We start from the raw sequence: 22490 nt of genomic DNA, 5'->3' as shown, positions 1-22490 counted from the left end.
GTCAGTCGCCCCGCACGCGCGCGTGCAGGTGCATGTCGTGCCAGCCGTCGGTGTGGAGACCGGCGCTGCGCTTGGTGCCCTCGAGGGCGAAGCCCGTCTTCGCGGCGACGCGGCAGGACGCCGTGTTGGCGACGGCGTGGGTGAGTTCGAGGCGGTGGAAGCCGATCTCGTCGAGGGCCCAGCGGGCGAGGGTGGTGGTGGCGCGGGCGGCGACGCCCTGGCCGCGGGCCTGAGGCACCGTCCAGTACGCGACCTCCGCCGCGCCGTCCTCGAGCACGATGTCGCGCAGGGCCACGCGTCCCATGAGCCGGCCGGTGGCCGCGTCGGCGACGGCCCACTGCGCGTTCCTCTCCTCGTTCCAGGCCCGGCGCCACTCGTCGATCCAGCCGCGCACCTCGGCCTCGGATCCGGCCGAGCGCAGATGCCAGGTGTGCAGGACCGGGTCCTGGAAGGCCTGGTGAACCGCGGGGGTGTCCTCGGCGCTCCAGGGGCGCAGGAGGAGGCCGTCGCCGGTGGGGAGGGTCGGCTGCGGGGTACGGGCGAGGATGCCGGCGGGCAGCACCGGGCTGGTCAGGAAGGGCATGACCCGCATCCTGCCGGGCGGCGGCGAAGCGGCCCAGCGGTTTTCCGGTGTCGTGCGGTGGCTCGTACGCTTGCACGCGATGAGACGCAAGAGCCGGATTCCGCCCTCCCCGCTGCCGCAGCGTGCCGGGGTGGATCCGGTGCGGGTGCGGCTGCCTGCCGAGGGGCCGTGGGCCACCGTCCGTGAGCATCTGGTGGAGCGGCTGTCGGGGGCGGGGGCCGGGGTCGTCGACGGGATGTTCGCGGCCGGGCTGATCGTCGGGGCGGACGGGACGGCGGTGGCGCCGGAGGCGGCGTATGTGCCGGGGATGTTCGTGTGGTTCCACCGGGAGCTGCCGGACGAGGTGCGGGTGCCGTTCCCACTGGAGGTCGTGCACCGCGACGAGCACATCGTCGTCGTCGACAAGCCGCACTTCCTGGCCACGACCCCGCGCGGCAGCCATGTCGCCGAGACCGCGCTGGCCCGGCTGCGGCGGGAGCTGGGCATCCCGGCGCTGAGCGCCGCGCACCGGCTGGACCGGCTCACCGCGGGGCTGGTGCTGTTCACGGTGCGGCCCGAGGAGCGCGGCGCGTACCAGACGCTGTTCCGGGACCGGCTGGTGCGCAAGGAGTACGAGGCGGTCGCCCCGTACGATCCCGCGCTCGACCTGCCCTGTACGGTGCGCAGCCGGATCGTGAAGGAGCGCGGCTCGCTGACCGCCCGCGAGGTCGAGGGCGAGCCGAACGCGGTGAGCCGCATCGAGCTGATCGAGCACCGTACGGGCCTGGGCCGCTACCGGCTGGTGCCCGGTACCGGGCAGACCCATCAGCTGCGGGTGCACATGAACGCGCTGGGCGTGCCGATCCTCGGCGATCCGCTCTATCCGGTGGTGACCGGCCCCGTGCCGGCCGGTGACTTCCGGCGCCCGCTGCAACTGCTGGCGCGGGAGCTGGAGTTCACCGATCCGGTCACGGGGGTGGCGCATCTGTTCCGCAGTGAGCGGACGCTGACGGCCTGGTCCTGTTTCCCGCAGTGGGCGGGTCAGTAGCCCCGCCACCAGCGCAGGAACCGCTGCCAGGCGCCCGGCCTGCGGGGGGCCGGCTCCGGCGTCGGTGCGACGGGCTCGGCCGGCCGGGGTTCGGGGACGACGGCGGGTGCCGGCTCGGGCTCGATCGTGCCGATCTGCCAGCTGCTGCGCTGCTGCGGCACCTGCCGCGGGCTCGGCGGTTCCATGATGTCCTGCGGCGGCTTCGGCACGAAGTGCACCGGGAGCTCCACCAGATGGCGTGAGGCGATCGACTCCTGCCACTCCAGTTCGTCCTCGTCGCAGTCGAGTTCGACGTCCGGCAGTCGCATCAGCAGCGCGTCGACGCCGACGTCGGCGATGGCCCGGCCGATGTCCTGACCGGGGCACTCGTGCGGGCCGCCGCCGAAGGCGAGGTGGGAGCGGTTGCCCTGCATGTTGGCCGCGAGGTCGGGCCGCACCTTGGGGTCGATGTTGCCCGGGGCCGGCGCGAAGAGCAGTCCGTCGCCCTTGCGGATGCGGTGACCGCCAAGCTCGGTCTCCTGCTTGGCGAAGTAGCCGAGGACGGTGCTGAACGGCGGCTCGTCCCACAGGGACTGCTCGACCGCCTCGGGCACCGTCATCTGGCCGCCGTTGAGCTGGGCGCGGAAGCGTGGGTCGGTGAGCACCATGCGCAGCGCGTTGGACAGGAGGTTGACCGTGGCCTCGTAGGCGGCGAAGAGGACGAGGCGCAGGTGTTCCCTGACCTCGTCGTCGGTGAGCCGGGCCGGGTGGGTGATGAGGTGGCTGGTGAAGTCCTCCTGGGGGTGGGCGCGGCGGCGTGCGGTGAGCCGACCGAGGGCGTCCATGACGTAGGCGTGGCTGGCGAGCGCGGTCTCGGTGCCCTTGAGCGCGTCACGGGCGCAATGCACCAGCCGCTCGTTGTACTCGTCGGGCATGCCGAGGATCTCGCACATCACCGCCATCGGCAGATGCTCGGCGAACTGGCTGACGAGGTCGGCGTGGCCCTGCTCGCAGAACTCGTTGACGAGCCGCTGGGTGTAGCGGTTGATGTGCCGGCGGATGCTGCGGTGGTCGATGGTCGACATGGCGCCGGTGACGGCTCCGCGCAGCCGCAGATGCTCCTCGCCCTCGGCGTGGGAGCAGATGGGCTGCCAGGCGATGTGCGGCATGAGCGGATGATCGGGCTTGACCATGCCCTCCAGGAGCGGGGTCCAGATTCGGCTGTCCCGGGTGAACAGCGAGGGCGTACGCACCATCTGCAGGTTCTCGGCGTGTCCGAGGACCACCCACACGGGGACGTCGTCGTGCAGCAGCACGGGCGCCACCTGGCCGTGCTCCTCGCGGAGTTGCTCGTAGAGGTCGCCCAGGTCCTCCGCCTGGTGCAGCCGGTGCAGTCCGCCGGGGCCGCGGCCGTGGGCGGGGCAGCCGGGCGGCGGGCCACCGAACGTGAGGTCGTCGTCCGTACCGGTACGGGAAGGGGTGTCAGGCGTCACAGCGGGTCGCTTTCGGGAACGGTGCTGGATCGGGGGATCGATCGGGGATCAGGCGAGCTTGCCCATCAGGGCGAGGGAGTGCAGGAACCGCATCAGGGTCATCAGGACGTCCCGGCTGGAGGCCCGGCGGCGTACGTCGCACTCGATGATGGGGATGGCCTCGGGCAGGTCGAGTGCGGTGCGCAGGTCCTCGACGGGGTAACGGGGGGCGTCCGGGAAGGAGTTGACGGCCACCACGAACGGCACCCCGCGCTCCTCCAGCCGCCCCATGACGTCGAAGCTGACCTCCAGGCGCCGGGTGTCGACCAGGACGACGGCGCCGAGGGCGCCTTCGAACAGGCCGTTCCACAGGAACCAGAAGCGTTCCTGGCCGGGCGTGCCGAAGAGGTAGAGCACGAGTTGGTCCGTGATGCTGATGCGGCCGAAGTCCATCGCCACGGTGGTGGCGGTCTTGGACTCGGAGCCGTAGTTGTCGTCGACTCCGATGCCGGCCTGCGTCATGGTCTCCTCGGTGGTCAGCGGACGGATCTCGCTGACCGAGCCGACCATGGTCGTCTTGCCGACACCGAAGCCGCCCACGATCACGATCTTCACCGCGGCCTGGGCCGTGTGCGGCAGATGATCCTCGGCGCGTGGGCCCGGGATGGTGTCAGAGCTTTTGAAGTCCATGCATCACCGCTTCGAGGATGGAACGGTCGGGGAGCGCCTGGCGGACGATCGGGGCGCGGGCCCGCACCAGTTCGGCCGTCAGCAGCTCGGTGAGCAGGACGGTCACCACGCTGAACGGCAGACTGAGGTAGGCCGACAGCTCGGCCACGGACAGGGGGGCCGAACAGAGCCGGAGCAGCGCCGCCTGCTCGGGCGTGGCGGAAGGCGGGGGATCGGCGTTCGCCACGATTAACGTGACCAGGTCGAGCGGCACCCGGGACCCGTCCTCGCCGGTGATGGTGTACAGCCGCTCGGGGTTCTGGCCGTCACCCTGCTTGGCGGGCTGCGGCGCCGGATCCGGCAGGGGATGACGCCTCTGGCGTTGGGGAGGAGTCATACGGTGCGCCCGCTGCGTCGGGGCGGACTGGTCAGATGGGCGCCGATCCGCACGACGAGGTCGCGCATGTGCGCGCTCATGTAGCCGGGTTCGCACCGCACGTCGGCGAGCACCGCGAGGTAGGCGTTGGCGCCGGCGGCCATCAGGTAGAAGTAGCCGCCGTCGATCTCGACGACGACCAGCTTCATCTCGCCCTCGCTGCCCGGGATCTCCTGGGCGACGGCGCTCGTCAGGCTCTGCAGCCCGGCACAGGCCGCGGCGACCCGGTCGGCGGCGTCCGGGTCGCCGCCGTGCCGGGCGATGCGCAGACCGTCGGCGGAGAGCACCACGATCATCTCGATGCCCGGGACGCCGTCGTCCAGCTCCTTGAGCATCCAGTCGAAGTTCCCTCGCTGCTGGATCACTTGGGCTCCCCCTCGTCATCGGCCTCGGTACGGGCCGGGTCCTTGATCAGATGAGTGAATGCGGCAGGGTCGCGGGTGAACGCGGTGGGGTGGACACCCGGGGGCAGGTCCTTCTTCAGGCCCTCCCAGAAGGCCTCGAAGGCCAGCCCGGGTTCGCGCTCCTTGTGCTTCTTCCGCTCCGGATCAGGCGCCGGTTCGGGCCGGGGCTGCATCCAGCGCAGGGCTTCCTCGTCGCCCTCGCGTGCGGCCTTCTCGAGGGCCGCCTGCTCGGCGAGCCGCTGGTCCAGCGGGATCTTCATCCGGCTGCGCCGCTGCGGCAGGCCCTGGGCGGTCCACTCGGTGACCTCGGGGACCTCGTCCTCCATGGAGACCGTGGCGGGGATGCGCGGGCTGGTGGGGCGGCGCTTCTTGGGCGTGCGCTTGGGGCCTTCCAGCGTGCCGGGCGTGGTCTGGGGCAACGCGGTGGCGCCGATGCCGTGGGCGAGGCCGACTCCGGGCTCGTCGGTCATCATCTCGCTGGGTACGACGAGGATGGCGCGGACCCCGCCGTACGCGGAGGCACGCAGGGAGACCTGCATGTTGTGCGCCGAGCAGAGCCGGCCGACGACGGCGAGGCCCAGCCGCGGGGTGTCGCTGTCGCCGAGCTCCTGCAGGTCGCCGCCGGCCTTGGCGCGCTCCAGCATGCCCTCGGCCCGCTTGCGGGCCTCCTCGCTGAGGCTGACGCCGGCGTCCTCGATCTCGATGCAGACACCGGTCTGCACCTCGGTGGCGGTGACGTGGACCTTGGTGTTGGGCGGCGAGTAGCGGGTGGCGTTGTCCAGGAGTTCGGCGGCGGCGTGGATGACCGGCTCGACGGCGATGCCCTTGATGTTGACCTTGGCGATCGAGGCCAGGTTGATCCGGCGGTACTCCAGGATCCGGGACATGGCGCCGCGCAGCACGCTGTAGAGGGCGACGGGCCGGGGCCACTGGCGTCCGGGGCGGCCGCCGCCGAGGACCGAGACGGAGTCGGCGAGGCGGCCGATCAGCGCGTTGCCGTGGTCGATGCGCAGCAGGTCGTCGAAGACCTCGGGGTTGCGGCCGTGGTCCTCCTCCATCTCCCTCAGTTCCTTGGCCTGCTGGTGGACGATGGCCTGGACGCGTCGGGCGACGGTGACGAAGGCGCGCTGGGCGGAGTCGCGCAGGGCTTCCTCGTGGTCCACGATCCGCAGGACCGTCGTGATCATCTGGATTTCGGCCTCGGAGAGGGCCCGGAAGTCGGGGTTCTCCTGGCCGAGCTGGCGCAGCACCTCGTGGGGCGAGTTGCCGGAGCGCAGCCGTCGCAGCGCGGCCGGCAGATGCTCGTCGGCGAGCCGGGCGATGTGCTCGTCGTGGGCGGCGATGCGCCGCTCCAGATACGCCGTGTGCCGGGCGTGTTCGGCACGCAGGTCCCGCAGCGCGCGGCTGCGGCGCACCGCCTCGGCCGCGGTCGCGATCACCAGGAGCGTGGCGATGCCGCCGCACCAGCCGACCGCGATCCGGGCGGACTGCGCCACCAGGGCGACGGACGCCCCGGTCGCCGCGGCCATCAGTATGGCCGGCAGCAACAGCACGCGCGCATAGGGAAGTTCACGGCGTACGGGTGGGGATTGAACACTCACCATGTGGGCCCTCTGAAACGAATCGGCTGGGTGTGGGGCGAGCTTGCAGGGGGGTATGTCATGAGAGATGTCAGGATCATCAGGATGTTTGGGAACAAGCGCACGAATACACCGCAACTCGGTGCGCTGCGGGCGAGCTTAGTCCGACCGGATCATCGCCGTGTCATATTCAGCAAGCACCTGAAACGGGGCGCAGGACGGGAGTACTCTCGACCGTTTACACGCTCGGATCGCGTTCGCACACACTGCGTGACGACGTACAGGCATACGAAAACACCCCACCGTCACGGGTGAACGAACGGCCGGTCAGACCCCGACGATGCGCAGCGCGGCGTCGGCCGCGGCCTCGGCGAACGCCGACACCGGCCGCTCCGGATCGGATCGGTGAACGAGGATGACGCCTTCGATCAGCCCGAACACCAGGTCCGTCCGCAGCTCCAGCTCACCCTTGGCGAGCCCCGCGCCGACACCGGTCGCGGCGAGCAACTGCCGGTAGGCGTCCTTGAGTTCGGCGCGCACGGCATGGAAGCCGGCGAACCGCTCGGTGCGCACCTCGGGCAGCAGGTAGAGCACGCCGAGGTTGTGCGGTCCGGCGCACAGCAGCTCGACGTCGGCGCGGCACAGCTCCCACAGCCGCCGCTCGGCGGCCACCGTGTCGTCCGCGAGCAGTTCCCGGGCGTACGCCAGGGAGGGCGTGACCGTGGACTCCAGCAGCTCGGCGAGCAGCTCCTCCTTGCCGGAGACGTAGTGGTACATGGACGCCTGCCGCATGCCCGCGCGCTCGGCGACGGCCCGGGTGGAGGTGGCGGCGTAGCCCTGGGTGGTGAACAACTCCGCGGCGGCGGACAGGAGTTCCTCGCGCGGCGCCAGCCCACTGTCCGGCCGCTGCGCGGCCCGCGGCCGGCCGACCCGGCGGCCCGGCTGTGCACCCGTCGTCCCCATGCGTTCGATCCTCGCACACGCCGCCGTACGGCGATCTCCGTGAGGGCTCGGTAACCGAGCGGCAACGCCCGGGCAATCCCGGCGACCCGCCCCGTACCTAATTTCTGTCGAGCGACAGAAACACGGGAACGATCCGTCGACAGACGAGCCGGAGGACCGCGATGGCGACAGCGACCACATACGGGGCCCGCGCCCACGCGCGCGCCCAGGAAGGCACCCGCACCGAGGCCATGCCCGTCGTCCCGGCCGCGGACTGGCCCACGCCGCCCTGCGCGGCGGGCCATCTGGTGTGGGCCGAGACGGTGGCGGGCGGCAACTACACGCACCGGGTGCTGGCCCGCGGCACCGAGCTGCGCCTGACCGACCTGCGCGGCGACGCCTGCGCGCACGTCCTGCTGTTCGTCGCCGACCGCCCCTGGGAGCGGCTGAACGTCGCCGACACGGTCAAGGTCCAGTGGAACGCCTACCTCGGCGAGGGCCGGCTGCTGCTGTCCGACCAGGGCCGCGTCCTCGCCTCGGTGATCGCCGACACCTCCGGCCGGCACGACGCGCTGTGCGGCACCTCCACGCTCGTACGCAACACCGAGAGGTACGGCGACGGCGCTCCGCAGTCGTCCTCCCCCGCCGGCCGTGAGCTGTTCAAGCTGGCCGCCGCCAAGAACGGCCTCGGGCCCCGCGATCTGCCGCCGTCCCTGTCGTTCTTCCAGGGCGTGGAGGTCCGCGACGACGGCACCCTCGACTTCACGGGCTCGGCCGGCCCCGGCGGCAGCGTCACGCTCCGCGCCGAGCAGGACGTCACCGTTCTGATCGCCAACGTCCCGCACCCGGCGGATCCCCGCCCGGAGTACGTCAGCACCCCGCTGGAGGTGCTCGCCTGGCGCGCCGGGCCGACCGGGCCCGGCGACGCCCTGTGGGACGCCACCCCGGAGGGCCGCCGCGCCTTCCTGAACACCGCCGAATTCCTCGCCGCCAGGGGGCTCGTGTGAAGAGCGTGCAGACCGAGATCGTTCCGGCCCGCGCCGCCTGGTCCTCCGTGGTCCGTGCCGGGGAGACGCTCACCGTCACCGACCTGCACGGCAACCAGGCCGTCGACTTCCTCGTCTACGACGCCCACGACACGTCCGTGCGCTACAGCGCGCCCGACACGATCCACGCACAGGGCTCGATCTTCCTCACCACGGGCAGCGTGCTCCTGTCCAACGAGCACACACCCCTGATGACCGTCGTCGCCGACGACGTCGGTCGGCACGACACGGTCGGCGGCGCCTGCTCCAAGGAGTCGAACACCCTCCGGTACGGCCACCACACCTGGGCGCAGCACGCCTGCGTGGACAACTTCCTCGCCGAGGGCGCCCGGCACGGCCTCGGCAAGCGCGACCTCGTGTCGAACATCAACTGGTACATGAACGTGCCGGTGGAGAAGGACGGCACGCTCGGCATCGTCGACGGCCTGTCGGCGCCGGGCCTTTCGCTCACCCTGCGCGCCGAGCGGGACGTGCTGGTCCTCGTCTCCAACTGCCCCCAGATCAACAACCCCTGCAACGGCTTCGACCCGACCCCGGTGGAGATGACGATCGGGGCCCCGGCATGACCTTCGACACCCTCCTGGTCGCCAACCGGGGCGAGATCGCCGTCCGCGTCATCCGCACCGCCCGCGAACTCGGCCTGCGCACGGTCGCGGTGTACTCCGACCCCGACCGCCGCGCCCCGCACGTCCGGCTCGCCGACGAGGCGGTGCGCCTGGGCCCGGCGCCCGCGAAGGAGTCGTACCTGGACGCCGACCTGGTGCTGAAGGCGGCCAAGGACACCGGCGCGGGCGCGATCCACCCCGGCTACGGCTTCCTGTCCGAGGACGCGGCCTTCGCGCGCCGCTGTGAGGACGCCGGGACCGTGTTCGTCGGCCCGACGCCGCGGCAGCTGGAGCTGTTCGGCGCCAAGCACACGGCGCGGGCGGCGGCCGAGGCGGCGGGCGTGCCGCTGACGCCGGGGACGGGACTGCTGGCCTCGCTCGACGAAGCGCTGTACGAGGCATCGCGCATCGGATATCCCGTCATGCTCAAGGCCACCGGCGGAGGCGGCGGTATCGGTATGTCGGCCTGTCGATCAGCCGACGAACTGACCGAGGCCTGGGAGCGGGTGCAGCGCGTCGCCGCCGCCTCCTTCTCCTCGGCCGGCGTGTTCCTGGAACGGCTCGTCGAACGCGCCCGCCATGTCGAGGTGCAGGTCTTCGGCGACGGCGAGGGCCGGGTCGTCACCTTCGGCGACCGCGACTGCTCCCTCCAGCGCCGCAACCAGAAGGTGGTCGAGGAGGCCCCGGCGCCCGGCCTTCCGGACCACGTACGTGCGCAACTCGCCGCCTCTGCCCGTGACTTGTGCGTCTCCGTCGGCTACCGCTCCGCCGGCACGGTCGAGTTCGTGTACGACGCGGACCGCGAAGAGGCGTACTTCCTGGAGGTCAACACCCGCCTCCAGGTGGAGCACCCGGTCACCGAGGAGATCTACGGCGTCGACCTGGTCGCCTGGATGCTGCGCCTGGCACGCGGCGAGCGCGATGTCGTCCGCGACCCGGGCCCCCTGCGCGGTCACGCCGTCGAGGCCCGCCTGTACGCCGAGGACCCCTCCCGGGACCACCGGCCGAGCGCGGGACTGCTGACGCGGGTCGCGTTCCCGCGGGGCGTGCGCGTGGACGGCTGGGTGGAGACGGGCACCGAGGTGACGACGGCGTACGACCCGATGCTGGCGAAGGTGATCGCGTACGGCCCGGACCGCGCGCATGCCCTGCGGCGCCTCGACGAGGCGCTGGCCGGCACCCGGGTGGACGGTATCGAGACCAACCTCGGCCTGGTCCGCGCGGCTCTCACCGACCCCGACTTCCGACGCGCGGCGCACTCCACGGCGACCCTCGCGTCCGTCACCGATCCGACCCCCCGCATCGAGATCGTCTCCGGCGGTACCCTCACCACCGTCCAGGACTGGCCGGGCCGTACCGGCTACTGGCAGGTCGGCGTGCCGCCGAGCGGCCCGATGGACGACCGCTCCTTCCGGCTCGGCAACCGGGCGCTGGGCAACCCGGAGGGCGCCCCCGGCCTCGAATGCACCCTCCAGGGCCCGTCCCTGCGCTTCACGCATCCCACGACCGTCTGCGTCACCGGCGCCCCGGCCCCGGTCACCGTCGACGGCGCCCCGATCCCGCAGTGGGAGCCGGTGACGGTGCCCGCCGGGGCCGTACTGGAGACCGGGGCGCCGGTCGAGCACGGCCTGCGGACATACGTCCTCGTCGCGGGCGGCCTGGACGTCCCGCCGTTCCTGGACAGCGCGAGCACCTTCACCCTGGGCCGGTTCGGCGGGCACGGCGGCCGGGCACTGCGCACCGGAGACGTACTGCACGGCGGAAGGACGGCCGAGGGCACACCCGTACCGCCCCCGGACCGCCCGGCGTTCGGTGCCGAGTGGCACATCGGTGCAGTGGAGGGCCCGCATGCCGCACCGGAGTTCTTCACCGAGGACGACATCCACGACTTCTACGCCGCCGACTGGAAGGTCCACTTCAACTCGGCCCGTACCGGCGTACGCCTCGTCGGCCCCAAGCCGCGCTGGGCGCGCACCGACGGCGGCGAGGCGGGCCTGCATCCCTCCAACATCCACGACACCCCGTACTCCGTCGGCGCCGTCGACTACACCGGCGACATGCCGGTGCTGCTCGGCCCGGACGGCCCGTCCCTCGGCGGGTTCGTGTGCCCGGCGACGGTCCACAGCACCGAGCGCTGGAAACTGGGCCAGCTGCGCCCGGGCGACACGGTCCGCTTCACGCCCGTGACCGTCGGCGGATCGCCCCGCCCCGAGATCGTGGACGGCGGCATTCTGGGCCGGGACGGCGACGTGACGTACCGCCGCAGCGGCGACGACAACCTGCTGGTCGAGTTCGGCCCCATGCAGCTGGACCTGGCCCTGCGGATGCGTGTCCACGCGCTGATGGACGCGGTGGCCGAGGCGGACCCGGCCGGGGTCACGGACCTCACCCCGGGCATCCGCTCCCTCCAGATCCAGGCCGACCCGAGCCGCCTGCCGCAGCCCGAACTCCTCGCCGCCGTACGGCAGCTGGTGGCGGCCCTCCCACCCACTGACGAACTCGTCGTCCCCTCCCGCACCGTCCACCTCCCCCTGTCCTGGGACGACCCGGCCACCCGCGAGGCGATCGCCCGCTACATGGCCGGCGTCCGCGACGACGCGCCCTGGTGCCCGTGGAACATCGAGTTCATCCGCCGCGTCAACGGCCTGGAGTCGGTGGCCGACGTGTACCGCACGGTGTTCGACGCGGAGTACCTGGTGCTGGGTCTCGGCGACGTGTACCTGGGCGCCCCCGTGGCGACGCCCCTGGACCCACGCCACCGCCTGGTGACGACGAAGTACAACCCGGCCCGCACCTGGACCGCCGAGAACTCGGTCGGCATCGGCGGCGCCTACCTCTGCATCTACGGCATGGAGGGCCCCGGCGGCTACCAGTTCGTGGGCCGTACGACCCAGGTGTGGTCGCCCTGGCAGCAGCGCGGCGCGTTCGAGCCGGGTTCACCGTGGCTGCTGCGCTTCTTCGACCGCATCAGGTGGTATCCGGTGGACGCGGACGAACTCCTCGAGCTGCGCGCGGACATCACGTCCGGCCGCTTTGTGCCCCGCATCGAGGAGGGCATGTTCTCACTCGCCGGGTACCAGGCCTTCCTGACCGAGAACGCCGAGTCCATCGCCGCGTTCCGGTCCCGGCAGCAGGCCGCCTTCGCGGCGGAGCGGGAGGCGTGGGAGGCGGCGGGCGAGTTCACCCGCGCTCAGGCCGCGTCCGCCCCGGCTGCTCCACCGGCCGAAGTGATCGTGCCGCCGGGCGGGCGCCTGATCGAGGCCGAATTCGCCGCCTCGGTCTGGCAGTTGCACGTGCGGCCGGGCGACGCGGTGACGGCCGGCCAGCCGCTGCTCGCCCTGGAGACCATGAAGATGGAGTCCCGTGTGCCGGCCCCGATGGACGGCGTGGTGGCGGAGATCCTGGCCCGCCCCGGCGACCAGGTGGAGGCGGGCACGGCACTGGTCGTCCTGGCTCCGGCCACGAGCTGAACACCCCGAGGAGCAAGATGTCCACCACCGTGGCCCGCGTCCGTTCCGCCTACGCACGCATCGAGGCCGTCGACCGCCCCGAGATCTGGATCGACCTGCGCCCGCAGGCGGAGGCCGAGGCGGAGGCGAAGGCCCTGGACGCACGCATCTCCGCCGGCGAACGGCTCCCCCTCGCCGGACGCCTCCTCGCCGTCAAGGGCAACATCGACGTCGCCGGCCTGCCCACCACGGCGGGCTGCCCGGCGTACGCCTACCACCCCGTGCAGGACGCGCCGGTCGTCGCCCGGCTGCGCGCGGCCGGCGCGCTCGTCCTCGGCACCACGAACCTGGACCAGTTCGCGACGGGCCTGGTCGGCACGCGCTCCCCCTACGGCGCGGTACGAGGCGCCCACGACCCGGCCAGGATCAGCGGCGGCTCCAGCTCCGGCTCGGCCGTCGCGGTGGCCCTCGGCCTCGTCGACCTGGCCCTCGGCACCGACACGGCGGGCTCCGGCCGGGTCCCGGCCGCCTTCAACGGCATCGTCGGCCTGAAACCGACCCGCGGCCTGGTCCCGACGACCGGCGTCGTCCCGGCCTGCGCCTCCCTGGACTGCGTCACGGTCTTCGCCCGCACCCTCCCGGAGGCCGAGCAGGCGCTGACCTTCATGACGTCCCCACCGGCCCGCGAGCTCCCGCCCCTCCCCCAGCGCACCCCCGGCCCCTGGCGGGTGGCGATCCCCTCCGACCTGGGCGACCTGGACGAAGGCTGGGCGCAGAGCTACGAGGCGGCGGTCGAGCAGCTCGCCACGGCGGGAGCGCAGCTCCGCCCGATCGACCTCACGCCTTTCACCGAGGCCGCTGCCATGCTCTACCAGGGCGCGTTCGTGGCCGAGCGGTACACCGCGGTGGGACCCTTTATCGACAAGTTGATGTCAGAAGGCGGCGAGGGCCTGGACCCCACCGTCACCGGCATCATCACCCGGGCCCGCGACATCCCGGCCCACCGACTCTTCGCCGACCAGGCCCGCCTGGCGACCCTCCACGCCCGAGCCCTGGCCGAACTGGCCGACGCGGACGCCCTGCTCCTGCCCACCACACCGGGCCACCCCACCCTCGCCGAGGTGGCCGCGAACCCCCTGGCCGCCAACGCCCGTCTGGGCCGCTTCACCAACTCCACCAACCTCTTCGACCTGGCCGCGGTGGCCGCCCCGGCGGGCGAGGTGAACGGCCTGCCCTTCGGCGTGATGCTGATCGGCCGGGCGTTCACGGACGAACGGCTGGCGAGAATCGCGGCGCTGCTCCAGCCGGAGACCCGGCTGGCGGTGGTGGGAGCGCACCTGACGGGCCAGCCGTTGAACCCTCAGCTGTTGTCTCTTGGCGCCCGCCTTGACCACACGACGACCACGGCCCCGGCGTACCGCCTCCACGCCCTGTCGACGACCCCACCCAAGCCGGGCCTGGTCCACGTCGGCGAGGGCGGCGCGGCCATCGAGACGGAGGTGTGGCGTCTCCCGGCGGAGGGCCTCGGCCGCTTGCTGACCGCACTCCCCCGCCCGATGACCCTGGGCAGCGTCGAACTGGCAGACGGCACCCGAGCCCCCGGCTTCCTGTGCGAGCCAGATGCGCTCACGGACGCTGCGGACATCACGTCATACGGCAGTTGGCGCTCATACCTGAATCGCCGAGCAGGACAACGCCCTTAGGGGCGCGGGGCTGTATCGATATGCGGCTCCGCCGCGTGGGCGCGACCAGCCACAAACCACCCGCACCCGCCAAGCAACCCTCACCCCACCGACGAGTAGGCCACAACCCCCCGCAGCAACCCGTCAACGGCCTTACGCGCACTCTTCCGCACCGAAGACCCCTCAGGCGCCGCCACCTGAATCTGCCCCAGCACATCAATCACCTGCTTGCACCACCGCACGAAGTCCCCCGCCGGCATCTCCGCCTCCCGCAGTACCTCGTCCAGGCTCTTCCCGGACGCCCACATGTACGCGGCCCAGGCGAACCCGAGGTCCGGCTCACGCTGCCCGACCCCCTCGGTCTGGTTGATCCGGAACTCCTCCTCGAGCGCATCCAGCCGCCCCCAGATCCGCACCATCTCACCCAGCGCGGCCTTGGCCTGGCCCGACGGCAGCTTGGGTGCCATCGCGTCGTCACCGACGCGCGCCTCGTACACCAACGCCGAGACGCAGGCGGCCAGTTCGGCGGGCGCGAGCCCTTCCCAGACGCCGGCCCGCAGGCACTCGCTCGCCAGCAGATCCAGTTCGCCGTAGAGCCGGGCCAGCCGCTTGCCGTGCTCGGTCACCTCGTCGTGGCGCAGATAGTCCAGCTCGGTCAGCAGCGCCACGATCCGGTCGAAGGTCCGCGCGATCGTGTTCGTACGTCCCTCGATCCGCCGCTCCAGCTGCGAGGTGTCCCGCAGCAGCCGGTGGTACCGCTCGGCCCAACGTGCATGGTCCTCGCGGTCGTTGCACCCATGGCAGGGGTGCGCCCGGATCGCCGTCCGCAGCCGGGCGATCTCCCGGTCGTCCACGGCCTGGGACCGCTTCTTGCGGTGCCGCTCCGGCGGGATGTGCCCGGCCTTGGTGCGCAGCGCGGACGCGAGGTCCCGACGGGACTGCGGGGAACGCGGGTTGAACGACTTCGGGATCCGCATCCGCTCGAGCGCCTCCACCGGCACCGGGAAGTCGATCGACGCGAGCCGCTTGACCTGCCGCTCGGCGGTCAGCACGAGCGGGCGGGGCCCGTCGTGGTACTCCAGGCCGCGATGCCCGTTGGACCGCCCGGCCGGCAGCCCCGGATCCAGCACCAGCGCCAGCCCCGCGTACTTGCCGGTCGGCACATGGATGACGTCACCGGGCTTCAGCTTCTCCAGGGCGACGGCGGCCTCGGCCCGCCGCTGCGCCGCGCCCTGCCGGGCCAACTCGGTCTCGCGGTCCTTCAGTTCCCGCCGCAGTCGCGCGTACTCCTCGAAGTCACCGAGGTGGCAGGTCATGGACTGCTTGTAGCCCTGAAGCCCTTCCTCGTTGCGCTGCACCTGCCGCGAGATCCCGACGACCGACTTGTCGGCCTGGAACTGCGCGAAGGAGGTCTCCAGCAGCTCACGCGAGCGATGCCGCCCGAACTGCTCGACGAGGTTGACCGCCATGTTGTACGACGGCTTGAAGCTGGACCGCAGCGGATATGTACGCGTCCCGGCCAGTCCCGCCAGGTGCTCGGGGCTCATCCCGCGCTGCCACAGCACCACGGCATGGCCCTCGACGTCGATGCCGCGCCGCCCCGCACGCCCCGTCAGCTGCGTGTACTCACCGGGGGTGATGTCGGCGTGCTGCTCGCCGTTCCACTTGACGAGCTTCTCCAGCACCACCGAACGCGCGGGCATGTTGATGCCGAGCGCGAGGGTCTCGGTCGCGAAGACCGCCTTCACCAGGCCCCGGACGAACAGTTCCTCGACGACCTCCTTGAAGGTCGGCAGCATGCCCGCGTGGTGGGCGGCTATACCGCGCTCCAGGCCCTCGAGCCACTCGTAGTACCCGAGCACGTGCAGGTCCTCGGTGGGGATGGAGGCCGTGCGTTCCTCCACCAGCGCCCGCACCCGTCCACGCGCCTCTTCGTCGTTCAGCCGCAGTCCCGCGTACAGGCACTGCTGGACGGCGGCCTCGCAGGCGGCCCGGCTGAAGATGAACGTGATCGCGGGCAGCAGCCCCTCGGCGTCCAGCCGCTCGATCACCTCGGGCCGGCTCGGTGTCCACACCCGCGACCGCTGCCGCCGCTCCCGCTCACGGTCGGCGTCGCGCATCGCGCGGCCTCGTCTGCGGTCCTGGAACGACGGCCGGCTCGCCTCCATGCGGGCCATCCGCGTCAGGTCGGGGTTGACGGCCTTCTTCTGGCCCTCGCCCTCCTCGAACAGGTCGTACATCCGCCGCCCGGCGAGCACATGCTGGAACAGCGGCACGGGACGGTGTTCGGCGACGATCACCTCGGTGTCGCCGCGGACGGTGTCGAGCCAGTCGCCGAACTCCTCGGCGTTCGACACGGTCGCGGACAGGGACACCAACGTCACCGACTCGGGAAGGTGAATGATCACTTCTTCCCATACGGCGCCCCGGAACCGGTCGGAGAGGTAGTGCACCTCGTCCATGACCACATAGCCGAGACCGAGGAGGGTCTGCGAGCCCGCGTACAGCATGTTCCGCAGCACCTCGGTGGTCATCACGACCACCGGGGCGTCGGGGTTGATGCTGTTGTCGCCGGTGAGGAGGCCGACCATGCCGTCCCCGTAGCGGCGGCACAGGTCGGAGTACTTCTGGTTCGACAGCGCCTTGATGGGTGTCGTGTAGAAGCACTTCCGGCCCTGCATCAGGGCGAGGTGGACGGCGAACTCGCCGACGATCGTCTTGCCCGAGCCGGTGGGCGCGGCCACGAGCACGCCCTTCCCCGCCTCGAGTGCCTGGCAGGCCTCGATCTGGAAGGGGTCGAGGCCGAAGTCGTACATCTCGCGGAAGGACGCGAGCGCGGTGGCCTGCGCGGCGGCACGCTGACGCGCCGCCGCGTACCGCTCGGCCGGTGAGAGGTCCTCTGTCATCGTGCTTTCGAGCGTACCGGGCGCCACTGACAACGGGACGATCATTATCCGGATCCGCCCCTGTGACTCCGGCGATACCCGCAGCTCAGGGGCCCACGATCCGGACGGCCCCGGGGGTGCACTCCACGGTCAGCGGCAGCGGTCCGAGCGGCTCGCCGTCCGCGTACCCCGTGATCCCCTCGGCGGCGAGCTCGACCCGCGCCGCCCGGTGCACGGTGACCTTGGGGTGGCCGACGTGCCCGCCCCGGTACACCGACGGGAACACCCGCAGCAGGGTCGTACGGCTGCAGTCCCCGACGATCGTGACGTCGAACAGCCCGTCGGTGACGTCGGCGCCGGGACAGATCCGCAGGCCGCCGCCGTACGACGATCCGTTGCCGACCGCCACGAGGGTCGCCTCGATCTCGCGGACCGCTCCGTCGTCGAGGGTGATCCGGTACGGCAACGGCCGGAAGGCGGCCAGTTCGGCGAGGATCGCGAGGTCGTACTTGAAACGGCCGACGGGCCACCGCATCCGGTTGCCGCGGTCGTTGACGCGGGAGTCGAAACCGGAGGCGAGGACCGTGCCGAACCAGTGGTGGCCGGCCCGGCCGAGGTCGATGTCCCGCACGCGGGCGCCCTTGAGTCCCTCGGCGATCACCCGGGCCGCGGCGGCCGGGTCGCGCACGGGCAGGCCGAGGGTGCGGGCGAAGTCGTTGCCGGTGCCGACGGCGACCAGGCCGAGCGGGGTGCGGGTGCCGGCGACGGCCTGCAGGGCCAGGTTCGCCATGCCGTCGCCGCCGACGGCGACGAGGGCACCGGTGCCGTCCGCGACGGCGGCACGCGCGCGTGCGAGGGCGTCGACGGCGTTCTGCCCGATGACCGTACGCACCGAGAATCCGGCCGCCTGGAAAGCGGAAGCGGCCGGCTGCGCCGCGCGGGCGCCCCGGCCGCGGCCCGCGGTGGGGTTGACGAAGAGGGTGATCTCGCTGGTCACGCCAGTGACCCTACGAGGTGCTCGCCGATCTTCAGGTCACGTCGTCATAACCGTTGCTTCAGGTGACGTCGTCGTATCCGTTGACCCGGTCCTTGCTCGCCTGCTCGGGCAGGGCGCGGCTCGCGCTGACGGTCTCGACCTCGCCGATGTCCTCGGGCGTGAGGTCCAGATCGGAGGCCTCGTCGTCGGCGGGACCCATGGCCTCGCGGCGGCGCCTGCGCCGGTCGTTGACGAGAGAGACGAACACGGCGCCGAAGTACAGGATCCAGATGGGTCCGGCGAGCGCCATCATGGTCAGCGGGTCGGTGCTGGGCGTGGCGATCGCCGCGAACACCGTGATGCCCATGATCATCGCGCGCCACCAGCCGAGCATGCGCTTGCCGGTGATCGCGCCGGTGAAGTTGAGCATGACCAGCAGCAGCGGCAGCTCGAAGGAGAGGCCGAAGACGATGACCATGCGCGTGACGAGATCGAGCAGGTCGTCGAGCGGCAGCAGGTTGTCGACGCCGAACGGGGTGAACTCGATCAGCACGTTCGCAGTGGTGGGCAGCACCTTGTACGCGAAGAAGGCGCCGCCGAGGAAGAGCGGGAAGCCGGTGCCGACGAACGCGTAGGCGTACTTCTTCTCGTGCTTGTGCAGACCGGGTGCGACGAAGGCCCACAGCTGGTACAGCCAGACCGGCGAGGCGAGTACGACGCCGGCCATCAGGGACACCTTCAGCGCCAGCGTGAACGGCGCGAGCAGACCGTTGATCGTGATCTGCGCACACGGATCCTGATTCTCGGCGGATGCCCGCGCCAGCTCCTCGAACGACTGCGAGCAACCGACCGAGTCGAGGATCGGCTCGGTGAAGAAGTTGATGATGTCGTTGTAGAAGAAGGCAGCGACGACCGTGACGAGGACGATCGCCAGCAAGGCCTTCGCGAGCCGGTTGCGGAGCTCACGAAGGTGCTCCGCGAGGGGCATCCGCCCCTCGGGATCCTTCTCCTGCTTGCGGGCAGACTTCAGCAACCCACGTTCCCATCTCGTGCGGCGGGCCGGAGGTCACCGGCCCTGCGTCAGCGCTTGGTCGTGTCCGTCGGCTCGGTGACCGGGCGGGAGCTGGACACGTCACCGGGTGCGGCCTGGATGATGCGCTGCGCCGGAGGCTGCTGCTCGTCGGTGTGAGGCGGGTCGGCCGGGGCGGAGGACTTGCCGTCGTCCTTCATCGCCTTCGCCTCGCTCTTCAGGATGCGCGCGGACTTGCCGAGCGAGCGGGCCATGTCCGGAAGCTTCTTCGCGCCGAACAGCAGGATGATGACGACGAGGATGAGAATGATCTCGGGGGCTCCGAGCCTTCCGAACATAAGTCTTTACCTTCTCACCGAGGCGGATGGGTGGGGAGCTGTCCGACCGGTCGGACAACTGTCCGAACGATCGTGCTGGCAGCGATCGTAACGCTCAGGGGTGAACGTGAGGCAATCCCTGTGCGTACTCCCGGTCCACGGCCCGGGCCTCGTTTTCCGAACCGTGACCAGCAGGGTACCTGCCGGGTGGGGGAAGTTGACAGGGCGAAGCCGCCCAAAGCGCATCAGGCACAGGACTCACAGGGCCGCACAACCCGCCTCACAGCGCGTCCACCGACCGGGCCGTGCTGACGGCGGCGCGCTCCAGGTCCTCCGCGGCCCGGTTGATACGGCGCGCGGAGTCCGACACCTGCCTGCCGAGGCGTTCCGCCTCCACGAACACCCGGACAGCGAGCACGCCGAGAACGGCAATACCCAGGAAACCCACACCCACCGCGAACATCGGCCAGAACATGACGCCGAGCCTAGAGGGTGCTACCCCGTGGAGTGCAGCCGCAGGGTGCTGACGCCGCCCCCGGTGAGCAGTTCGACGATGCGCTCGCCGGCCGGCTTGCGCACGGACGCGCCGCACTCGGGGCAGGTGAAGGAGTAGAAGGTGGTGCGGCTCGTGGCGCCGATGGCCAGGCGCAGGGCGCTCGCGGTGAGCTCGAAGCGGCCCCGGCAGTCCGGGCAGCCGGCTCTGAACACCACGGGAGTCACGCTTCTCATCCCCGCGAACGCGGACGCCACCGACATACCCCGCACCCCAGACGCCGCCGACTCGCTCAAAGTCCCTGCTCCTGCCCGTCGTGTGCCCGTTGTACTGCCTGCCCCGGATCCGTGGCCCGCGCCTCGAGCCCGTCGTACGCCGCCAGGGCCTCGCGGGCCGCCTGCCGGGCGCTGTCGGCCAGCTCCCGCGGGGCGACGATGCGCCCGTCGCGCCCGAGGCGCAGCGCGAGGCGGCGCAGCGACGCCGGGTCGGGGGTGCGCAGGGTGATACGCAGCCCGCCGTCCGCAAGCTCATCCGCACTGTCGTGGGGGTAGTACTCGGCGACCCAGCGGCCGCCCGGGCCGACCTCGACCACGACCTCCGGGTCCTCGGCCGCGGGCTGCACCAACCCTTCGGACAGGTCCCGCAGCTCGATCTCGGGCGGCGCGGACGGCTCGTCGAGGACCCTGATCTCGGCGACGCGGTCGAGCCGGAAGGTGCGGCGCGCCTCGGAGCGGTAGCACCAGCCCTCCACATAGGTGTGGCCGACGCTGACCAGGCGGATCGGGTCGACCTCGCGCTCGGTGACCTCGTCGCGGGCCGGCGAGTAGTAGCGGATCCACAGCCGGCGGCGCTCCGAGATCGCCCGGTCGACGTCCGCGAACACACCGCCCTCCGACTCGAAGGTCACCGACAGCCGGGAGCTGGCACCGGCCGCCTCACCGGCCGCCGCCTCCACCTTGGCGGTGGCGCGCAGCAGCGCCTGCCGGTCGCTCTCACGCAGGCCGGGCAGGGTGGAGACGGCACGGGCGGCCACCAGCAGCGCGGTCGCCTCGTCGGCCGCCAGCCGCAGCGGCTCGGCCGCCTCCGCCCCGAGGGCGGCGGGGTTGTGCCACCAGATCCGCTCGCCGTCGGTGTCGATGTCGAGCAGGTCACCGCCGCGGAAGCTGGTGCCGCACATGGGCAGTACGTCGAGGTCGGAGACCAGTTCCTCCTCGGTGATGCCGAAGGCGCGGGCGACGTCCTCGATCCGGGCGCCGGGGCGCTCCTTCAGATACGTCACCAGGGAGAGCATCCGCCGGGTCTGGTCGATGGCGTTCGCGGGCCTGATCGGTTTGCCGGCCACTGTCTTCTTCCGCTTCCCCTCAGCCCTTGGCCACGGCACGCAGCCGGTCCACGACATCGGCCCGCAGCTCGGCGGGCTCCACGACCACCACGTCCGGCCCGAACTCCACCAGCCAGGCATCCAGCCCATGGCCATACGGAATTTCCAACTCGTCCCAGCCGTCGCCGAGTTCCCGCACGGAGGTGGCCCTCGCCCGCAGCGGGTACCCCGCACCCGAGCGCAGCCGGATCAGCGCGCTGCGGTCGGCGGTCTCCCCCGCCCAGCTCGCGACGGTCTCCCGGACGGTGACGACATCGGGCACCTCGGCGGTGAACCGGCCACTGCGGGTGCGCACCTTGCCGGTGATCCGGGACAGCCGGAAGACCCGCTCCGCACCGCGATCCCGGTCCCAGCCCGCCAGGTACCAGTGCCCGCGCCAGCACTCCAGCGCCCACGGCTCGACATGCCGGGCCTCGGGGCGGGCGGCGGTGGCCTTGCGGTACTCGAAGGCGACCGGGCGGCGGTCGCGGCAGGCCAGCATCAGCGGCTCGAACGCCGCCTCGTGCACGGGGATCCGCGGCTCCAGCGCGCCATGGGCCTCGTACGGGTCGACGTCCTCGGGAAGTCCGGCGGCACGCAGCTTCTGCAGTGCGCCGCTCGCCGCCCCCGCGAGCCTGGCCTGCTGCCAGACCTTGGCGGCGAGCCCGAGGGCCGCGGCCTCCTCGGCGTCGAGGGTGATGGGCGGCAGCCGGTTGCTGTCCCGACGGGCCAGGTAGCCGACCTCGCCGTCGAGGTTCTCCACCGTCTCGATGACCAGCCCGAGCTCGCGCAGATCGTCCTTGTCCCGCTCGAACATCCGGTTGAAGGAGTCGTCGCTGCCCGCTTCGAGATAGGCCTCGATGGACTCCCGAAGCTCGCGCTTGCTGAGCGGCCGCCGCGTCCCGAGCAGACACAGCGCCAGGTTCATCAGCCGCTCGGCCTTGGCAATGGCCATCGACACCCTTCCCTATGGTGCTTCTGCCGGATGACCGTACCGCTCCGGAGTGTCACGGCAAAAGCCGAGGGTCCATGCCCGAACAGGCATGGACCCCAGCTGATCACGTCCGATCAGACGGCGACCAGGTCGCAGACGAAGATCAGGGTCTCACCGGGGGCGATACGGCCGCCACCGGCACCGCGGTCACCGTACGCGAGGTGCGCCGGGATGGTCAGCTGGCGGCGGCCACCGACCTTCATGCCCTGCACGCCCTGGTCCCAGCCGGCGATGACCTGGCCGACGCCGAGCTGGAACTGCAGCGGCGTGCCACGGTTCCAGGACGCGTCGAACTCCTCGCCGGTGGAGAAGGCCACGCCCACGTAGTGGACGGAGACGGTGTCGCCCGCCTTGGCCTGAGGCCCGTCGCCCTCCCAGATGTCCTTGATCTCGAGGTCCGCCGGGGGCTCGCCGCCCGGGAAGTCGATCTCGGGCTTCTCGATGCTCACGTCTCTCGCTCCTGCTGGTGTACGACAAGGCAACTCGGACAGTCTTGCATCCCACCGGCGAACACGCCTCGTCGGCCGCCGGTCAAGACCGGTCACGGCGGCCCCGACCCGG

General features: G+C 71.6%; 21 protein-coding genes. 5 read left to right on the top strand and 16 right to left on the bottom strand.

Annotated elements, in window-relative coordinates; all coding sequences use genetic code 11:
• Nucleotide 1: 1 nt before the first annotated feature.
• Nucleotides 2-583 carry a GNAT family N-acetyltransferase gene (locus ACFVJQ_RS06135; protein WP_385781321.1) on the bottom strand — a complete coding sequence of 194 codons (582 nt, stop codon included), beginning with the start codon at nucleotides 581-583 and terminating at the stop codon, nucleotides 2-4.
• Nucleotides 584-662: 79 nt separating this feature from the next.
• On the opposite strand from ACFVJQ_RS06135, the gene ACFVJQ_RS06130 reads away from it, so the two are divergent.
• Nucleotides 663-1610 carry an RluA family pseudouridine synthase gene (locus tag ACFVJQ_RS06130; RefSeq protein WP_385514497.1) on the top strand — a complete coding sequence of 316 codons (948 nt, stop codon included), beginning with the start codon at nucleotides 663-665 and terminating at the stop codon, nucleotides 1608-1610.
• Here ACFVJQ_RS06130 and ACFVJQ_RS06125 read toward each other — a convergent pair.
• From ACFVJQ_RS06125 to ACFVJQ_RS06100, 6 genes are all read right to left on the bottom strand, one after another.
• Entirely contained in the window at nucleotides 1604-3082 is a 1479-nt protein-coding gene (locus ACFVJQ_RS06125) for a cytochrome P450 (RefSeq protein ID WP_385514498.1), read from the bottom strand. The genes ACFVJQ_RS06130 and ACFVJQ_RS06125 overlap by 7 nt on opposite strands.
• 48 nt (nucleotides 3083-3130) lie before the next feature.
• Entirely contained in the window at nucleotides 3131-3751 is a 621-nt protein-coding gene (locus tag ACFVJQ_RS06120) for an ATP/GTP-binding protein (RefSeq protein ID WP_385514499.1), read from the bottom strand.
• The gene (locus ACFVJQ_RS06115) at nucleotides 3732-4127 is read right to left on the bottom strand and encodes a DUF742 domain-containing protein (protein WP_385781316.1); all 396 of its coding nucleotides are present in this window, start codon (nucleotides 4125-4127) and stop codon (nucleotides 3732-3734) included. Before ACFVJQ_RS06115 ends, ACFVJQ_RS06120 begins: the two co-directional genes overlap by 20 nt.
• Nucleotides 4124-4531, bottom strand: coding sequence for a roadblock/LC7 domain-containing protein (locus ACFVJQ_RS06110; RefSeq protein ID WP_129796948.1), 408 nt, complete (start codon nucleotides 4529-4531; stop codon nucleotides 4124-4126). Before ACFVJQ_RS06110 ends, ACFVJQ_RS06115 begins: the two co-directional genes overlap by 4 nt.
• Entirely contained in the window at nucleotides 4528-6174 is a 1647-nt protein-coding gene (locus ACFVJQ_RS06105) for a sensor histidine kinase (RefSeq protein WP_385514500.1), read from the bottom strand. The genes ACFVJQ_RS06110 and ACFVJQ_RS06105 overlap by 4 nt, the downstream gene beginning before the upstream one ends.
• Nucleotides 6175-6477: 303 nt before the next feature.
• Nucleotides 6478-7113: a TetR/AcrR family transcriptional regulator gene (locus tag ACFVJQ_RS06100; protein ID WP_385781311.1), complete on the bottom strand. Its 636-nt coding sequence runs from the start codon at nucleotides 7111-7113 to the stop codon at nucleotides 6478-6480.
• A gap of 161 nt (nucleotides 7114-7274) precedes the next feature.
• Here ACFVJQ_RS06100 and ACFVJQ_RS06095 point away from each other — a divergent pair, with 161 nt between their 5' ends.
• The 4 genes from ACFVJQ_RS06095 to atzF are packed head-to-tail and all read left to right on the top strand — an operon-like array spanning nucleotide 7275 to nucleotide 13895.
• Nucleotides 7275-8099, top strand: coding sequence for an urea amidolyase associated protein UAAP1 (locus ACFVJQ_RS06095; RefSeq protein ID WP_385781308.1), 825 nt, complete (start codon nucleotides 7275-7277; stop codon nucleotides 8097-8099).
• A 5-nt stretch (nucleotides 8100-8104) separates the two neighbouring features.
• Entirely contained in the window at nucleotides 8105-8704 is a 600-nt protein-coding gene (locus ACFVJQ_RS06090) for an urea amidolyase associated protein UAAP2 (RefSeq protein ID WP_385514520.1), read from the top strand.
• Nucleotides 8701-12213: a 5-oxoprolinase/urea amidolyase family protein gene (locus ACFVJQ_RS06085; RefSeq protein ID WP_385781305.1), complete on the top strand. Its 3513-nt coding sequence runs from the start codon at nucleotides 8701-8703 to the stop codon at nucleotides 12211-12213. The genes ACFVJQ_RS06090 and ACFVJQ_RS06085 overlap by 4 nt, the downstream gene beginning before the upstream one ends.
• A gap of 17 nt (nucleotides 12214-12230) precedes the next feature.
• Complete coding sequence (atzF, locus tag ACFVJQ_RS06080) at nucleotides 12231-13895, top strand: allophanate hydrolase (RefSeq protein WP_385781302.1); 1665 nt, start codon at nucleotides 12231-12233, stop codon at nucleotides 13893-13895.
• Nucleotides 13896-13975: 80 nt separating this feature from the next.
• Here atzF and ACFVJQ_RS06075 read toward each other — a convergent pair whose 3' ends face one another.
• The 9 genes from ACFVJQ_RS06075 to ACFVJQ_RS06035 all read right to left on the bottom strand — a co-directional run bounded on the left by ACFVJQ_RS06075 (nucleotide 13976) and on the right by ACFVJQ_RS06035 (nucleotide 22378).
• The gene (locus ACFVJQ_RS06075; RefSeq protein WP_385514505.1) at nucleotides 13976-16825 is read right to left on the bottom strand and encodes a DEAD/DEAH box helicase; all 2850 of its coding nucleotides are present in this window, start codon (nucleotides 16823-16825) and stop codon (nucleotides 13976-13978) included.
• Nucleotides 16826-16865: 40 nt separating this feature from the next.
• Complete coding sequence (locus ACFVJQ_RS06070) at nucleotides 16866-17756, bottom strand: diacylglycerol kinase (protein ID WP_385514506.1); 891 nt, start codon at nucleotides 17754-17756, stop codon at nucleotides 16866-16868.
• A gap of 58 nt (nucleotides 17757-17814) precedes the next feature.
• Nucleotides 17815-18768, bottom strand: coding sequence for a twin-arginine translocase subunit TatC (gene tatC / locus ACFVJQ_RS06065; protein WP_385514507.1), 954 nt, complete (start codon nucleotides 18766-18768; stop codon nucleotides 17815-17817).
• Between the two features lie 47 nt (nucleotides 18769-18815).
• Complete coding sequence (gene tatA / locus ACFVJQ_RS06060; protein WP_224736490.1) at nucleotides 18816-19103, bottom strand: Sec-independent protein translocase subunit TatA; 288 nt, start codon at nucleotides 19101-19103, stop codon at nucleotides 18816-18818.
• 259 nt (nucleotides 19104-19362) lie between these two features.
• Nucleotides 19363-19557 carry a hypothetical protein gene (locus tag ACFVJQ_RS06055; RefSeq protein WP_129796954.1) on the bottom strand — a complete coding sequence of 65 codons (195 nt, stop codon included), beginning with the start codon at nucleotides 19555-19557 and terminating at the stop codon, nucleotides 19363-19365.
• A 20-nt stretch (nucleotides 19558-19577) separates the two neighbouring features.
• Nucleotides 19578-19871: a hypothetical protein gene (locus tag ACFVJQ_RS06050; protein WP_385514508.1), complete on the bottom strand. Its 294-nt coding sequence runs from the start codon at nucleotides 19869-19871 to the stop codon at nucleotides 19578-19580.
• On the bottom strand, nucleotides 19868-20917 hold the full coding sequence (locus ACFVJQ_RS06045) for a helix-turn-helix transcriptional regulator (RefSeq protein ID WP_385781297.1): 1050 nt from the start codon (nucleotides 20915-20917) through the stop codon (nucleotides 19868-19870). The genes ACFVJQ_RS06050 and ACFVJQ_RS06045 overlap by 4 nt, the downstream gene beginning before the upstream one ends.
• A gap of 19 nt (nucleotides 20918-20936) precedes the next feature.
• On the bottom strand, nucleotides 20937-21890 hold the full coding sequence (locus ACFVJQ_RS06040) for a YafY family protein (protein ID WP_224736494.1): 954 nt from the start codon (nucleotides 21888-21890) through the stop codon (nucleotides 20937-20939).
• Between the two features lie 113 nt (nucleotides 21891-22003).
• Nucleotides 22004-22378, bottom strand: a complete 375-nt coding sequence (locus tag ACFVJQ_RS06035; RefSeq protein WP_129796958.1) for an FKBP-type peptidyl-prolyl cis-trans isomerase — start codon at nucleotides 22376-22378, stop codon at nucleotides 22004-22006.
• Between the last annotated feature and the right edge of the window lie 112 nt (nucleotides 22379-22490).

This window comes from Streptomyces sp. NPDC127197 (genome assembly GCF_042672405.1).
In the GTDB taxonomy this organism is placed as follows: domain Bacteria; phylum Actinomycetota; class Actinomycetes; order Streptomycetales; family Streptomycetaceae; genus Streptomyces; species Streptomyces flavusporus.
This window is presented reverse-complemented; position numbering and strand designations above follow the sequence as displayed.

Excerpts from the sequence above, each read along its gene's own strand:
- ACFVJQ_RS06135 (WP_385781321.1), bottom strand. The coding sequence starts at position 583 with ATGCCCTTCCTGACCAGCCCGGTGCTGCCCGCCGGCATCCTCGCCCGT.
- ACFVJQ_RS06130 (WP_385514497.1), top strand. The coding sequence starts at position 663 with ATGAGACGCAAGAGCCGGATTCCGCCCTCCCCGCTGCCGCAGCGTGCC.
- ACFVJQ_RS06120 (WP_385514499.1), bottom strand. The coding sequence starts at position 3,751 with ATGGACTTCAAAAGCTCTGACACCATCCCGGGCCCACGCGCCGAGGAT.
- ACFVJQ_RS06115 (WP_385781316.1), bottom strand. The coding sequence starts at position 4,127 with ATGACTCCTCCCCAACGCCAGAGGCGTCATCCCCTGCCGGATCCGGCG.
- ACFVJQ_RS06105 (WP_385514500.1), bottom strand. The coding sequence starts at position 6,174 with ATGGTGAGTGTTCAATCCCCACCCGTACGCCGTGAACTTCCCTATGCG.
- ACFVJQ_RS06100 (WP_385781311.1), bottom strand. The coding sequence starts at position 7,113 with ATGGGGACGACGGGTGCACAGCCGGGCCGCCGGGTCGGCCGGCCGCGG.
- ACFVJQ_RS06095 (WP_385781308.1), top strand. The coding sequence starts at position 7,275 with ATGGCGACAGCGACCACATACGGGGCCCGCGCCCACGCGCGCGCCCAG.
- ACFVJQ_RS06085 (WP_385781305.1), top strand. The coding sequence starts at position 8,701 with ATGACCTTCGACACCCTCCTGGTCGCCAACCGGGGCGAGATCGCCGTC.
- atzF (WP_385781302.1), top strand. The coding sequence starts at position 12,231 with ATGTCCACCACCGTGGCCCGCGTCCGTTCCGCCTACGCACGCATCGAG.
- ACFVJQ_RS06075 (WP_385514505.1), bottom strand. The coding sequence starts at position 16,825 with ATGATCGTCCCGTTGTCAGTGGCGCCCGGTACGCTCGAAAGCACGATG.
- tatA (WP_224736490.1), bottom strand. The coding sequence starts at position 19,103 with ATGTTCGGAAGGCTCGGAGCCCCCGAGATCATTCTCATCCTCGTCGTC.
- ACFVJQ_RS06055 (WP_129796954.1), bottom strand. The coding sequence starts at position 19,557 with ATGTTCTGGCCGATGTTCGCGGTGGGTGTGGGTTTCCTGGGTATTGCC.
- ACFVJQ_RS06040 (WP_224736494.1), bottom strand. The coding sequence starts at position 21,890 with ATGGCCATTGCCAAGGCCGAGCGGCTGATGAACCTGGCGCTGTGTCTG.